12 protein-coding genes and 1 pseudogene are annotated in these 13,236 nt (G+C 64.1%); 4 read left to right on the top strand and 9 right to left on the bottom strand.

The features are described from left to right. Together FAS41_RS09125 and FAS41_RS09120 are read left to right on the top strand one after the other, a co-directional pair. A pseudogene (locus FAS41_RS09125) lies at window positions 1-77 on the top strand (DNA-binding response regulator); the annotation flags it as partial. A 46-nt stretch (window positions 78-123) separates the two neighbouring features. Further along, on the top strand, window positions 124-957 hold the full coding sequence (locus tag FAS41_RS09120) for a response regulator transcription factor (RefSeq protein ID WP_138521407.1): 834 nt from the start codon (window positions 124-126) through the stop codon (window positions 955-957). A 24-nt stretch (window positions 958-981) separates the two neighbouring features. Here FAS41_RS09120 and FAS41_RS09115 read toward each other — a convergent pair whose 3' ends face one another. From FAS41_RS09115 to cpaB, 9 genes are all read right to left on the bottom strand, one after another. After that, window positions 982-2,703: a pilus assembly protein TadG-related protein gene (locus FAS41_RS09115; RefSeq protein ID WP_138521405.1), complete on the bottom strand. Its 1,722-nt coding sequence runs from the start codon at window positions 2,701-2,703 to the stop codon at window positions 982-984. A 17-nt stretch (window positions 2,704-2,720) separates the two neighbouring features. Continuing rightward, complete coding sequence (locus FAS41_RS09110; protein WP_138521403.1) at window positions 2,721-2,999, bottom strand: DUF3613 domain-containing protein; 279 nt, start codon at window positions 2,997-2,999, stop codon at window positions 2,721-2,723. Between the two features lie 19 nt (window positions 3,000-3,018). Further along, a complete protein-coding gene (locus tag FAS41_RS09105; RefSeq protein WP_138521401.1) occupies window positions 3,019-3,819 on the bottom strand; it encodes a tetratricopeptide repeat protein in 801 nt (266 codons plus the stop codon). Beyond that, the gene (locus tag FAS41_RS09100) at window positions 3,816-4,724 is read right to left on the bottom strand and encodes a type II secretion system F family protein (RefSeq protein ID WP_138521399.1); all 909 of its coding nucleotides are present in this window, start codon (window positions 4,722-4,724) and stop codon (window positions 3,816-3,818) included. Before FAS41_RS09100 ends, FAS41_RS09105 begins: the two co-directional genes overlap by 4 nt. 10 nt (window positions 4,725-4,734) lie before the next feature. After that, window positions 4,735-5,622, bottom strand: a complete 888-nt coding sequence (locus FAS41_RS09095; protein ID WP_246084845.1) for a type II secretion system F family protein — start codon at window positions 5,620-5,622, stop codon at window positions 4,735-4,737. After that, window positions 5,619-6,866, bottom strand: coding sequence for a type 4b pilus Flp biogenesis ATPase TadA (gene tadA, locus FAS41_RS09090; protein ID WP_138521397.1), 1,248 nt, complete (start codon window positions 6,864-6,866; stop codon window positions 5,619-5,621). The genes FAS41_RS09095 and tadA overlap by 4 nt, the downstream gene beginning before the upstream one ends. Then, window positions 6,863-8,047: a type 4b pilus Flp biogenesis protein TadZ gene (gene tadZ, locus FAS41_RS09085; RefSeq protein ID WP_138521395.1), complete on the bottom strand. Its 1,185-nt coding sequence runs from the start codon at window positions 8,045-8,047 to the stop codon at window positions 6,863-6,865. Before tadZ ends, tadA begins: the two co-directional genes overlap by 4 nt. Before the next feature lie 65 nt (window positions 8,048-8,112). Beyond that, complete coding sequence (locus FAS41_RS09080) at window positions 8,113-9,345, bottom strand: type II and III secretion system protein family protein (RefSeq protein WP_138521393.1); 1,233 nt, start codon at window positions 9,343-9,345, stop codon at window positions 8,113-8,115. A gap of 15 nt (window positions 9,346-9,360) precedes the next feature. Then, complete coding sequence (gene cpaB / locus FAS41_RS09075; RefSeq protein WP_138521391.1) at window positions 9,361-10,275, bottom strand: Flp pilus assembly protein CpaB; 915 nt, start codon at window positions 10,273-10,275, stop codon at window positions 9,361-9,363. A 377-nt stretch (window positions 10,276-10,652) separates the two neighbouring features. On the opposite strand from cpaB, the gene FAS41_RS09070 reads away from it, so the two are divergent. Both FAS41_RS09070 and FAS41_RS09065 read left to right on the top strand, forming a co-directional pair. After that, window positions 10,653-10,850 (top strand): Flp family type IVb pilin, encoded by a 198-nt coding sequence (locus FAS41_RS09070; protein WP_138521419.1) that lies wholly within the window; start codon window positions 10,653-10,655, stop codon window positions 10,848-10,850. A 156-nt stretch (window positions 10,851-11,006) separates the two neighbouring features. Then, window positions 11,007-12,902, top strand: coding sequence for a methyl-accepting chemotaxis protein (locus FAS41_RS09065; protein WP_138521389.1), 1,896 nt, complete (start codon window positions 11,007-11,009; stop codon window positions 12,900-12,902). Window positions 12,903-13,236: the final 334 nt, after the last annotated feature.

The following is a 13,236-nucleotide window of genomic DNA, read 5'->3' as shown; positions in this document are numbered from 1 at the left end:
ATGTCGATCACGTACTGATCGTCGACGACGACCGCGAGATTCGCGAGCTGGTCGGCAACTACCTGAAGAAGAACGGACGGACGATAAAAATAATGGAAGTACTCTTTCAAGGAGCGTGCAGTCATGGATAAAACGGCCAATCGCCGTTTCAGCGTGCTGGTCATTGATGACGAGCCTCAGGTCACTACCGAGCTCTCCGAGTTGCTGGAGAACAGTGGCTACCGCTGCGCGGTCAGCGACAGCAAGGACAGCGCCTTGCAGAAGTTTCGCGATGATGCCTCGATCGGCCTGGTGATCTGCGACCTGGGCCTGGGTCGTGACAATGGCATCCGCGTGGTCGAGGCCCTCAAGGAATTGGCCGGTTCGACACGATTCTTCGAGACCATCATCCTCACTGGCCAGCAAGGCAGCCAGGAAGTGATCGAGGCCATGCGCGTGGGTGTTGCCGATTACTACCAGAAACCGGTGGCGCCCATGGACCTGCTCAAGGGCCTGGAGCGCCTGGAGGCCCGCCTGCACGAGCGCATCCGCAGCCAGCTCAGCCTGAGCCATGTGAACCAGCGCCTGGAGTACCTCGCCGAATCGCTCAACTCGATTTCGCGCGATATCCACAAGATCAAGTACGAGGTCCATGGTGGCGGCCAGCCGGCCAACAGCAGCGCGCTCAAGCAGGAACAGCCCGAGCCCGCTGCGAGTTCCGCGCCGAGCAATGCCGAGCAGATGACGCCGGTGGTGAACAACCCGCTGTTCAACAAGCTCTCGCCGCGCCAGCAGGCGGTAGCGCGCCTGGTCAGCAAGGGGCTTACCAACTACCAGATCGCCTACGACCTGGGGATCACCGAGAACACCGTGAAGCTGTACGTTTCCCAGGTGCTGCGGCTGATGCATATGCACAACCGTACGCAACTCGCTCTCGCCATCTCCCCCTCCGCCGCACAGAGCAGCGCAGTGCACTGACGCTGGCGCGATCGCCGACGACCTTCAGATCAGCAACTCGGCACCACCGGTCTGGAGGTCGATCAGGCGCACATCAATGGTTCCCAGACTGACCCCGAGCAATTGCAGAAGCGGGTCGAGCACGACGTGCCCCAGCGCGGAAACCGCAGGCTTGAGTAATGTCAGCAGTCCGCTGACGAGACCGGAGAGCGTCGCCCCGATCAAGCCCAGCGGATCGAGGCCAAGAATCTTCGGCTCGACCTTGATCGACGATGCCAGCGTGCCCAAAGCGTTGTCCAACGAAGCCCCGAGCGCGCTGGAGGCTGTCTTGTCCTGGCTGGGCAAATCGGCTGGACTGGCGACGTCATACTTCAGCGTCGTCCCAGTTGCTCCACCCACCACGGTGTTCGCTGATACGTTCAACTCGACCAGCCCACTGAGCACCTCGACCTGGATGGGCGAGACAACGGGATTGGACGGGTCGGCGTAGGTCCCCAATTGCAGCGAAGCGATGCCCGGCAGCGCATACACCTCGACTTTCACCGGCTGGCCCACTCCTCCGCACTGGATCGTGTCCAGGGCCGCCGTCCCCTGCGCGACATTGACCGCAAGGCCGAGATCAACCGTGAGAACACCCGGCAACCCGGTGCTGGCCTCCACGCTCGTACGCACAGCCGCCGTTCGCACCTCAGTGCGCCATTTACCGTTGCTGTTCTTCCCCGGATAACCGAAGGCAATCTGCGGCGGCTCGACGATCCACAGTTTGACTTTCGCCGAGGCCAGGCCGCCCAGGTTGATGCCGGTATTGACCTCAACCGCATGTTGTCGGTTGGCGACAAAGGCCAGGGCGGTGATCAGGTCCAGGACGCTGACTGTTCCTTGCAGCGCCTGATCGCGCACCGAGTCGGGTGCCACCACTGACAACACGCTGCCCAGAGTGACGGTCGCCGCCTTGACTCCCGCGCCCAGCAGTTGCTGGTGAAGCAGGGAGGTGTCCAGATTCGCGACTTGTGTTGGGTCGATGGCGTTCACCGTGGCGTTGAGCAATTGAGCCAGATCAGCCTGCGCGCCCAACAGCGAATCCACCGAGCCGGCCTCCAAATTGACTCCCAACGCCCGCAGCTGATCGGACAGTCCCAGCAGACTGACTTGCGCGTTGGCCAGCCCTTGGTAGCCAACAGCCTTGAGCGACAGATGGCTACCCAGCAGGTTGTTCAACAGGTTGTTGAGCAGGATCGACTGCTGATCGTCCAGACTGGCTAACCCAGTTCCCGCCGATAGTCCCGCCAACGCTGTGCGCCTTGCCACCGCGCGGGCGGTCAGGTCAGTCTGCGCCGGCATGCCACTGAAGATACTGGCGACATTGAGCACCAGGCTCGATGGCACCCGATTGACTGCCAGGACCTGCACAGCGTCGGCCATCTCGCCACCAGCAGAGAACACCCTGCGCGACTCGGCCGAACCGAAGGTGGCGTCGAAACCGACAGTCCCCAGGGTCCCGGTGAGCGAATCTCCCGCCTCCGCCACGAAACCGTTCTTTGTGGCGCTGGCCTGCACATATCCCTGGATCTCTGTCGCCTCCTGCGATCCGCACATGCCGCTCTGAGTCGCCGCCTCCAGCGCAGCCACATCCGCCACGCGCTGCAACTTGCGCTGCTCGTAGTACAAGCGCCCGGTATCGATCACCAGGGCCAGACAGATCAACGCCATCAACAGCGTGACTGCCGCCATGATGCCGATGGCACCTCGCTGCCGCTCACGTCCCATGGCAGCCTCCCGAAGGACTACTTGTTGTCGGTGCTGAAGCTGTTGTCGTCGAGCAGATACTCGGGAATCTCGCGGGTATAGCTCTTCAGGTAGCGCTGGTAGGCGCGGTCACGCTCGGCCGGAGTGGCGCTCTGCCGGTGTGGCGAGGCGGCCTTGCCGCTGCTCTGCAAGTCCAGCCAGGTCAGCACTTCCTGCTGGTCACGAGCGGTGGTACCAGCTTCAGGGCGAGTGTTCTCCACCGCCTGGGCCAGCATCGGCGTCGCCAGCAATGCGCCGGCCAGAATCCATGTCTTCATGCTTCCCTCCCTGCCCATGTCAGCGGGCCTTGACCAGCAGCTTGGCGTCGCGCGCTACCGCCGGTGTCGACTCGACCAGCGCCGGGTGCGCTTCGTCCACCGGATCGTTCACGTAGCTCACGCTTTCGACCTGCACCGCCGGCTGACTGGCCGGGCTGGCAGGGCTTATCGGGCGAAGGTCCTTCGCCTGGTCCTGGGCCGCGCGAACCTGGTCGGCAGACAGCCCGACGCTCTGGATCAACCGGCTGGCCTCACTGGTCTCGCCCTGGATGAACATGACACTGAGCAGGTTGGTGGCCGGCAATTTGTCGTGCTCGTTCAGCTCCATGGCGGTGATGAACTCGAAACGTGCCTTCTCCATCTCACCACGCCGCAACAGGACGTAGCCCAGGTCGTTGCGCAGTGAGCTGTCGGTCGGCTGCAGGCGTGCCGCTTCACGCAACTCGCGCTCGGCTTCCACGGTGTTGCCACCGCGCATGGCGATCTGCCCAAGGCCGTGGTGCGCGTCGGCTGCCTTGCAGGTACCGAGCAGACCTTCATAGACGATCCGCGCCTTGGGATCGCCAATGCGGCGCAGCGCCAGCGCCTTGCTTTCGCGCACTTCCAGCGAGTTCGGCGGCAAGGTTTCCAGATTGGCCAGCGCTGCGTGAGCACGGCCGTTGTCGAGCATTTCGCGGGCCAGGTTGAGCTGCAGCTCCACCGACTGGCCGAGCTTTTCATCGCAGTTCTGCCCGACGCTCGGGCCGCCACCCAGGGTGTCGAAGTTGGCGCAGCCACCCAGCGTCAGGCCCAGCAAGCCGATCCAGCAGGCGTTTCTCATCCCATTCTCCCCATGGCCTTGGTAATGGCGAGGAAGCCGGGCCCGGCGAGGATGATCAGCAACGCCGGGAACAACAGCGTCATCATCACCAGGCTCATCTTCGCCGACATCTTGCTGACCTTTTCCTGCAGGCCGGTCAGGCGCCGGTCCTCGAACAGTTGCTTGAGCGTCAGCAGCGAGCCTCGTGCGCTGCCGCCCTGGCGCACCATCTGGCGCAGCACATTGCAGCAGTCCGTCAGTTCGCCGACCGCCAGACGCTTGCTCAGGAGCTCCAGCTCGTCAGCCAGGTCCAGGCCGCTTTCGGCGTGGACCAGCACGCCATCGAGTTCCTCCACCAGTACCGGCACGATGCTCCGCCCTTCCCGGCAGACCACACGAAGGCTCTGCTCCACGGTGAGGCCGGAATCGAAGAGGATGCGGATCAGCTGGATGAATAGGATCACTTCGTCCGACAGGCGCTGCCGGCGCTGGCCGGCGAAATAGGCAAGGACCCGCTTGGGCAGCAGGAAGCCGATGCCGGCGGCGAAGGACAGAGGCAACAGCGGAGAGGTATGGGCGTGCCCCGGCGTGGCGAGGATCACCAGCACGATGGCCACGAACAGCAGAGGCACCAGGAAGATCGACATCAGGTAAATACGGCGCGGCGTACTACCGGACCAGCCGGCCTGGTTGAGCAGTAACCGGACTTCTTCGTCGCGCAGCTGCAGGCGCTTGCCCAGGCCACTGTCGCTCATCCGGTCGAACGCCTGCGCCACGCGCTGGCCGGCTCCGCGCGGCAGCGGATCGCCCCCCAGGCGCTGCTGGATCAGACGCTGCTCGCGACTGGCAGAGCGGCTCTGGGAAAGCCACAGGAGGGTCGCCGCAAGGGCCAGGATGACCATCATCAATCCGTACATCAGGGGCATGCCGGCCTCCTCAGACACTCTTAAGCATGCGCCAGAGCGTGTAGCACCCCAGCACCTGCAATCCCAGGGATGTCAGCAGCATCATGCGGCCGCCATGGTCGTGCCACATGTTCATCAGGTAGCCCGGATTGCTGAACAGGATGTAGGCGCCCAGGCTCACCGGCAGCAGCGCCAGCACCAGGGCACTCATGCGGGTCTCGCCAGTCATGGCGCGCAATTGTCGACCCAATTTCTCCCGCTCGTGGATGACCTTGATGATGTTCTCCAGCAGGTCGGTGGTATTGCCGCCGTAACGGTGGTTCACCGCCACCCCCAGGGAGAGCACGTGAAGCTCCTCCACGTCGTACAGTTCCGCCACTTCCTGCAAGGCCTCGGGCAGGCTGATGCCCAGCAGCACATGGTTGTTCACCAACGAGAAGATTTCCCGCAGCGGATCGTCGGCCGCGTTCACCGCCTGGGTGATGGCATCGCCCAGGGTGCGGCCGGAGTGCAGGCTGCGAACCACCTGGTCGAGGAAATTGGGCATCTGCCGGATCATCTTCTGCAGGCGTCGCCGGTACAGCAGGTTAACCAGGCCATGGAAGCCCAGCACGCCCAAGCCGACGCCACAGAGCGCGCCAAACGGCCCGGCCAGGCGCTGCCCGAAAAGCCCCAGCACGACGGAGACTGCTGCCGCTCCCAGCAACCAGCGCCCCATCTCCGTGATCCCCGCGCGGCGCATGCGTCTCGCCAGCCAGTGGCTGCTGCGGACACGGCTGCCACCGGCGACCACGCCCTCCCCACTCAGGCGGCGCATCACCAGTTCATGGTGCCGAGCGCGCCAGCTCAAGCCCGCCAGCAGCGCGCCCAGAACCGCCAGCGCCAAGCTGGCCGCGACCAGCCAGAGGGCGCCGCTCACATCAGCACCTGGTGGAATTTCAGCCCGTTTGGCTGAGCCGTACGGACGAACTGCCCGGTACCGCGTCGGTCGAGGCTGAACAGCGAGTTGGTGACGTAGACGCCGTCGCGCACTTCCAGCACCTCGAGGATCTCGCTGACGCAGCGGCGCCCGTTGGACAGGCGGGTGATCTGCACGATGATATCCAGCGCCGAGCAGAGCATCTGCCGCAGGGTCTGCTCCGGCACACGCTGGCCGGTAAGCCCCACCAGCATCTCCAGGCGTAACAGCGAATCCATCGCCGAGTTGGCGTGCACGGTGCTCATCGAGCCATCGTGACCGGTGTTCATCGCCTGCAGCACGTCGAGCACTTCGACGCCGCGGATCTCGCCGAGGATGATGCGGTCCGGGCGCATCCGCAGAGCGTTGCGGATCAGGTCGCGAGCGGTCACCTCACCGAAGCCTTCGGCGTTCGGCGGACGGGTCTCCAGCCGCACCACGTGATCATGGCCCAGTTGCAGTTCGGCGGTGTCCTCGATGGTGACGATGCGCTCGCGCTCGTCGATGAAGCTGCTCATGACGTTGAGCAGCGTGGTCTTGCCGGTACCGGTGCCGCCACTGATGAGGATGTTGCAGCGGCTCGCCACTGCCTGGCGGAGAAAAGCCAGCATGGCTTCGTCGACACTCTGGTAGGCCAGCAGGTCGGCGCTCTTGAGCAGTTCCTTGCTGAACTTGCGAATCGACAGGCACGGCCCGTCCAGTGCCACTGGCGGGATGATCGCGTTGACCCGGCTGCCGTCGGGCAGGCGCGCGTCCACCATCGGGCTGGACTCGTCCAGGCGCCGGCCCAGGGGCGCAAGGATGCGCTGGATCACCCGCTGTACATGGTGGTCGTCGATGAAGCGCAGGTCGCTCTGGTACAGCCGGCCTTCGTGCTCGATGAACACCCGGTCCGGGCCGTTGACCAGGATTTCCGAGATGCCCGGATCGCGCAGGAGGATTTCCAGCGGGCCGAAGCCTGTGAGTTCGTCCACCACCTCTTCGGCGAGGCGGTCCAATTCGTAGCGAGAGATCGCCAGTTGGCGGCGCGAGGCGTATTCGCAGACCTTCTCGGAGACGTACTGCGCCACCGCCGGCCGCGCGCCCTCCAGCAGGTTCATGCCGTCTTCGTCGATCTCATCGATGATGTAGCGGTGCAGGCGCATCTTCAGCGTCTGCAGGTCCTGGTCGTGACGGCCGTGACCGCCGCCGTAGTGCTGGCTCATGAGCGTGCGGCCTTCGCCCGACCGATCCAGCTGAACAGCCCGCGCTTCTCGGCCACGCCCGCGCCCAGTGCCTCGGCCAGGTCGCGTAGCTTCACCGTCAACGGGTCACGCGGGGCCAGGTCGAACAGGCTCTGGCCGACGTTCTTGGCACGCAGGCGGGCTTCGGGCGAGGCCGGCAGCACGCCGAAGAGTTCCAGGCCGAACATCTTGCCCAGCGCCGGGGCATCTGGTGGCACCGAGGCCCAGTAACGCTCGATCAGCAACTCGATGCGCGGCAGCGAGGGGGTGCGCTCGCGCAGGCGGCGCAGACGTTCCAGTCCTTTCTTGCACGACGGCACACTCTGGTCCACCAGCCACAGCACGCGGTTGGCCTGCATCAGCAACTGGCCGCTGAGTTCGCCTTCGGCAACGCCTGTAAGGTTGATCAGGATATGGCTGAAGGCGCTGCGCAGGTTGCCCAGCAGCAGGTACAGCTCGGCAGTGGTGATGCGCTCCAGCACGCCGGGCTCATCTGACAGGCTGAGCACACGCAGGCCGGACTCGTGACGGGCGAAGGCACTGTCGATCAGGGTCTGGTCCAGGCGACGCAGGTTGCGCAACGCATCGGCGAAGGTGAACGACGGCTCCATGCCGAGGATCGCCAGCGCCTCACCGGTGGGTTGACCGATGTCCACCAGCAGCACGCGATGATCCGGCTGGCGTTGCAGGGCCAGGGCCAGGTGCAGTGCGACGAAGGCGCCGTCGGCATCAGGTCGGGCACTGATCAGGCTGATCAATTCGCCCTGCTGGGTAGCGCTCACAGGCACCGTGGGCAGGCGCCCGCCGAGACGGCGGACCAGCCCGCTCAGTTCGCTGGCGCGGGCGCCGTAAGTGACGAAGTCCCGTGCGCCGGCTCGCATGGCCGCCAGCACCAACTGGTTGTCCAGACCATCGCCGACGGCGACGACCGAGAGCAGCGGCCGCGCAGAAACCAGCCCCTCGATGAGCGAGCCCTGGGAGACCAGGTTGGCCTTGTTCAGGCTGGTGAACAGGACCGTCGCACCGGTGACGTCCAGCAGCGACAGCAGTTCTTCCAGCGTCCCGCTGTTGGCCAGCACCACCTGCCCGCAGCCGGCCAGGCTGCTCTGCAGCCACTCCTGCTCACCAGGATGCTGGACCAGCGCCACGAAAGTCTGACTCATGCCCGTGCTCCCTTGCTTAGCCTTGCCTCCCGCTCTCTGGCGGGTCAACGCTTCGTAGGTATCCATCAGTGCGACATCCCGCTGCTGGCCTTACGCTTGTCGAAGCGGCCGTCCTCAAGGAAATAGAACTCGCCGAATCCCGGGTCGTAGTCACGCAGTCCCTCACCGGGAAGCTTCGGCAGCGCGGCATTGGCCGCCAGCGGCTGGACCAGGTGCGGGGTGACGATCATCAGCAGTTCGCGGTCGTCCTTGTCCAGGTTGGAGGAACGGAACAGCGCACCGATCACCGGGATGCTGCCCAGGAAGGGGAACTTGTCGACATTGCTGATGGTACTGCTGCTGATCAGCCCGCTGATCACGAAGCTCTCACCGTCGGCCAGCATCACGCTGGTGTCAGTGCGTCGCACGGTCAGCGCCGGTACGGCGATGTTGTTGGTGCGGATGCCGCTGGAGAAGTCCAGTTCGCTGACTTCCGGCGCCACCTTCAGCGCGATGCGCTTGTCGTTCATCACCGTCGGGGTCAGGGTCAGGCGTACGCCAAACTCCTTGTACTCGATGGTGATGGTGTCGTTGTCGCCATTGGGGACAGGGATCGGAAACTCGCCACCGGCCAGGAACGAAGCGCTCTGCCCGCTGGTAGCCACCAGGCTGGGGCGCGCCAGGGTGTAGGCGAAGCCGCTGCCTTCCAGGGCGTTGATAAACCCCAGCCACTTGCTGCTGCCGCCGCCCCAGATGATGTTGAAGCCGTCAGTGGAGCCGAAGGTGCCGCCATCCAGCACACCTCGTGGAGAGACTTCCAGGCCGCCCAGGCTGCCTGGCGAGCCAAGGACGAAGGTGTTGGAGCCCTGGCGAATCAGCGAAGTGCTGGCCTGTTTGAGCTTGCTGCGGCTGACCTCGACGAAGCGGATATCCGTCTGCACCTGGTTGGGAAGGCTGCCGGCGCCGACGCCCGTGGCCCCCGCCACGTCGCCCACCGCCCGCGCGCCAACCCGCACCACAGTACGCATCGGCTGATCGCTGCAACTGGTCCAGATCAGCAGGCTGGTCAGGCCCTCGGCCTTGCCGGTGACGAGGAAGTCACGCTTGTCCAGCACCTGCACGTCGGCGATGTTCGGATCACCAATGGCCAGACGCTTGATCGGCACCGGAAGCTGCTGGTCGCGCTGGGCGCCCTGCTCGACGTCGAGATTCAGTTGCTGGTCAGCGAAGCCCGCGCACGCGCTCGGTACGGCCTGCGCCGCAGAGTGGACGGCACAGGCCAGCAAGGCGACCAGGGGAAGGATGAAGCGCTTGGACATCGATGCACTCCTTGCTCAATGTGCTTCACGGGTAACAGTGGTGCCGCGGTAGACCACTACGCCAGCGTCTACTTGCGGTGCGGAAACCTGGCGTACGGCTGGAGCCTGGCGCGGCTTGCCGATCAGTTGCTCGAGGGTGATCGGCTGGCTGGAGGCGCCGCCGAGCGAGGCCTGGATATAACGGCCCTGCTGCTCCTTCTCGTAGAGGTTCTCGTCCTTGCTGCGCACGGCCAGCCGCAGCGAACCGGCCTGGCTGGCGAGCATCAGGCGCGAAGCGGCTTCGGCGGGCACTGCCAGCACGGCGGTGCGCGGCGGCTTGGGCGTCTTGTCTTTGGGGTCGCCGGCGTTGCGTGCCTGGCCATCGGTGGAGACGGCGATCTGTTCGCCGTAGGTCAGCACCCGCACACCCGGCAAAACGACCTGGGCGCTGAGGCTGCGCTCGGTGCTCTGCTGATCCTGGACGAAGAGCATGACATCGACATAGTCGCCGGGAAGTACGAAGCCGCCGCCGCCGATGACCTCGTCCACGGCAATGGCCATGGCGCGCTCATCCGGGCGGATGGTGCGGGCCAATGGCCCGCCCGGCTCGGTGACGGCGGAGGTGAGGATACTGCCCGCCGGAACGGCGACCCAGACGCGCTGGCCGATCAAGGCTTCAGGCTTGGGAACGCTGCCCGCAGGCGCGGTACGCAGCATCTCCACGGTGAGGTCTTCCTTGCCAATCACCGCCAGGGCCGGCAGGTCACGGGCAGCCACCACCACGGCGGTGCGTTGCAGCTTGTCCGCCTCGGCCAGCGCCGCCGGCGCCACCTCCTGCACGACACCGGCTACCGGCGCGGCCGGCTTGCCAACCTGAAGCCCCAGGTACCCCACGACACCTGCGCACACCAACAACAGCCCGGCGAATACCATCAGCACCTTGCTATTCATGACCACTTCCTTGGGTGAAGTCGGGGATGCGGACCCGAAGGTCCACGGCCTTGTCGTAAGAAGTTCCAGCACCGGTACCGCCGATGCTATTCCTTCAGACCTTTATTGTTGTTTCGGCCAGACGGGAAAGTTCGATAATAATCATTCCTCATAACCAGACTCTGCTGGCTACAAGGCTGAATCTAGTAGCTGTGTTTAGAGCGTCAACCGCACAGGTTAAATTTCCGACCTGCAATTATTTATATGCCGAGATGACTATAACTTTGGTATTAGCGCTATTTGAACAATTGCATTCAGCCATACGACGCCTAGCCTGACGATGAAGTCGGGGCGCCGCCCCGGTGGTATTCGAGGGAGCACCCGCCATGGACCTGAAAATAAAAAACCTGTCCCTGAAACTGATCTGCATAGCCAAGGCATTCGCAGCCGACAAGGAAGGTGCAACAGCGATCGAATATGCAGTGATTGCGGGACTGATCTCGGTGGTTGTTATCGCGGGAGCCAGTATTATCGGTGGCGACCTGGGCACTATCATGACCAGCATTCAAGACGAAGTTGCAAAAGCTGTTAAATAACAGCCCATCCTGATCCAACTTCCTGACGACCGGATTCATGGTTCCCGCGCCCCGCGCGGGAACTTGTTCGCCTGCCTGCCGCAATTCTCCTAAAGCTCCCCGCGCATCTGCCGATACAGCCTGCTCAAACCCGTTTTACAGCAGGATGCTTTACCGATGCTTCGTTCGCTGTCCTTCTCCAGGAAGATCCTCCTGGCAGCCTCTCTCGTGGTCACCTTCGCCTTCACCTGTTTCATTTTCTTCAACGATTTCCGCCAGCGCGAGGCCATCCACTCCGACACCGAATCCTACCTCTCCGAGGTCGGCAGCCTGACCGCCAGCAACATCCAGAGTTGGCTGGAAGGACGCATCCAACTGGTGGAGGCCGAGGCCGCACAGCTGGCCGACGGCGAGCCAACACCTGAACGTATCCAGCACATCCTGGAACAGCAGGTATTCCAGAAGAACTTCGAATCGGTCTACCTGGGTGAAGCCGCCAGCGGCGTGTTCACCATGCGACCCTACGCACCGATGCCCGATGGCTATGACCCGCGCACCCGCGGCTGGTACAAGGACGCCGTGGCCGCAGGCCGCTTGATCGTCACCGAGCCCTTCCTGGATGCGGGGACCAACGAGCAGATCCTCGCCATGTCCATGCCGGTCATGCGCAACGGCCAACTGGTTGGCGTGGCGGCCGGCGACATGAAGCTGGAAACCATCACCGCGATCATCAACTCGCTGAAGTTCGACGGCGACGGCTACGCCTTCCTGGTCAGCGACGCCGGCAAGATCCTCCTGCACCCGGACAGCAGCCTGATCTTCAAGAGCCTCGGCGAGGTCTACCAGCAAGGCGCACCCAAGGTGCAGCCGGGCGTGCAGGAAGTCAGCATCAACGGCGAAGACCAACTGGTCTCCATGACTCCGGTGAAGGGCCTGCCGGGCGTGACCTGGTACGTCGCACTGGTGCTCAACAAGGACTCCGCCTACGCGATGCTCAGCGACTTCCGCAACACCGCCATCATCGCCACCGTCATCGCCATCGTCGCCATCCTGCTCCTGCTCGGCATGCTGATCCGCGTGCTGATGGCACCGCTGACCGACATGGGCCGCGCCATGCAGGACATCGCTCAAGGCGAAGGCGACCTGACCAAGCGCCTGCAGGTCGCCAGCAACGACGAATTCGGTGTGCTGGCCAACGCCTTCAATCGCTTCGTCGAGCGTATCCACGAGTCCATCCGTGAGGTGGCCTCCACCGCACGCCAGCTGCACGACGTCTCGCAACTGGTGGTGAACGCCTCCAACTCCTCCATGAGCAACTCCGACGAGCAGGCCAATCGCACCAACAGCGTGGCCGCAGCGATCAACGAGCTGGGCGCTGCCGCCCAGGAAATCGCCCGCAACGCCGCCGACGCGTCCCACCACGCCACCGACGCCTCGCACCAGGCCGGCGACGGTCGTCAGGTGGTGGAACAGACCATCAGCGCGATGAACCTGCTGTCGGACAAGATCAGCTCGGCCTGCGCCAACATCGAAGCGCTGAATAGCCGCACGGTGAACATCGGGCAGATCCTCGAAGTGATCAAGGGCATCTCCGAGCAGACCAACCTGCTGGCCCTGAACGCCGCCATCGAGGCCGCCCGCGCCGGTGAAGCGGGCCGTGGCTTCGCTGTGGTGGCGGACGAGGTGCGCAACCTGGCGCACCGCGCCCAGGAGTCCGCGCAGGAAATCCAGAAGATGATCGAGGAGTTGCAGGTCGGCGCTCGCGAGGCCGTGGACACCATGACCGAAAGCCAGCGCTACAGCCTGGAGAGCGTGGAAATCGCCAACCGCGCCGGCGAGCGCCTGGCCAGCGTCACCCACCGCATCGGCGAGATCGACTCGATGAACCAGTCGGTGGCCACCGCCACTGAGGAACAGACCGCTGTGGTCGACTCGCTGAACATGGACATTACCGAGATCAACACCCTGAACCAGGAAGGCGTGGAGAACCTGCAAGCCACCCTGCGCGCCTGCGCCGACCTGGAGAACCAGGCTGGCCGCCTGCGTCACCTGGTGGACAGCTTCCGCATCTGATTTTCAGCACGGATGAAAAAGGCGCCTTCGGGCGCCTTTTTTTTCGCGAGCTATCCAGCAGCAGACGCCGCTTGCACAGGGGCCGTGTCAACACACCTGTATCAGCGCTGAAACACCCGCCACAGAGCCACCTCTACCGTTCGTCCGACTCTTTCAAGCTTCCCTCGCGCACGCCGAAATCAAGGGTGAAGGCCTTTGATAGCAACCAACAAACCGGGCCTGTCGTCACCGCCGGCACAAGGGAGTTCCGGCCACGCCCGCACGGCTATCCGCCGCGCCGGTGCCGTCCGTTTCACACCAAGGGGACGGACGTTCTGCGGCGACACCGGATCTG

The sequence above is a fragment of the Pseudomonas nicosulfuronedens genome, assembly GCF_005877905.1.
GTDB classification, from domain to species: Bacteria; Pseudomonadota; Gammaproteobacteria; order Pseudomonadales; family Pseudomonadaceae; genus Pseudomonas; species Pseudomonas nicosulfuronedens.
The sequence above is the reverse complement of the archived record's forward strand: the minus strand, read 5'-3'. Positions and strand labels throughout refer to the sequence as shown.

What these genes read in the sequence shown, in the direction of transcription:
- FAS41_RS09110 (WP_138521403.1), bottom strand. Translation starts at nt 2,999, where the DNA reads ATGAAGACATGGATTCTGGCCGGCGCATTGCTGGCGACGCCGATGCTG.
- FAS41_RS09115 (WP_138521405.1), bottom strand. Translation starts at nt 2,703, where the DNA reads ATGGGACGTGAGCGGCAGCGAGGTGCCATCGGCATCATGGCGGCAGTC.
- FAS41_RS09120 (WP_138521407.1), top strand. Translation starts at nt 124, where the DNA reads ATGGATAAAACGGCCAATCGCCGTTTCAGCGTGCTGGTCATTGATGAC.
- FAS41_RS09100 (WP_138521399.1), bottom strand. Translation starts at nt 4,724, where the DNA reads ATGCCCCTGATGTACGGATTGATGATGGTCATCCTGGCCCTTGCGGCG.
- cpaB (WP_138521391.1), bottom strand. Translation starts at nt 10,275, where the DNA reads ATGAATAGCAAGGTGCTGATGGTATTCGCCGGGCTGTTGTTGGTGTGC.
- tadA (WP_138521397.1), bottom strand. Translation starts at nt 6,866, where the DNA reads ATGAGCCAGCACTACGGCGGCGGTCACGGCCGTCACGACCAGGACCTG.
- FAS41_RS09105 (WP_138521401.1), bottom strand. Translation starts at nt 3,819, where the DNA reads ATGAGAAACGCCTGCTGGATCGGCTTGCTGGGCCTGACGCTGGGTGGC.
- FAS41_RS09080 (WP_138521393.1), bottom strand. Translation starts at nt 9,345, where the DNA reads ATGTCCAAGCGCTTCATCCTTCCCCTGGTCGCCTTGCTGGCCTGTGCC.
- tadZ (WP_138521395.1), bottom strand. Translation starts at nt 8,047, where the DNA reads ATGAGTCAGACTTTCGTGGCGCTGGTCCAGCATCCTGGTGAGCAGGAG.
- FAS41_RS09065 (WP_138521389.1), top strand. Translation starts at nt 11,007, where the DNA reads ATGCTTCGTTCGCTGTCCTTCTCCAGGAAGATCCTCCTGGCAGCCTCT.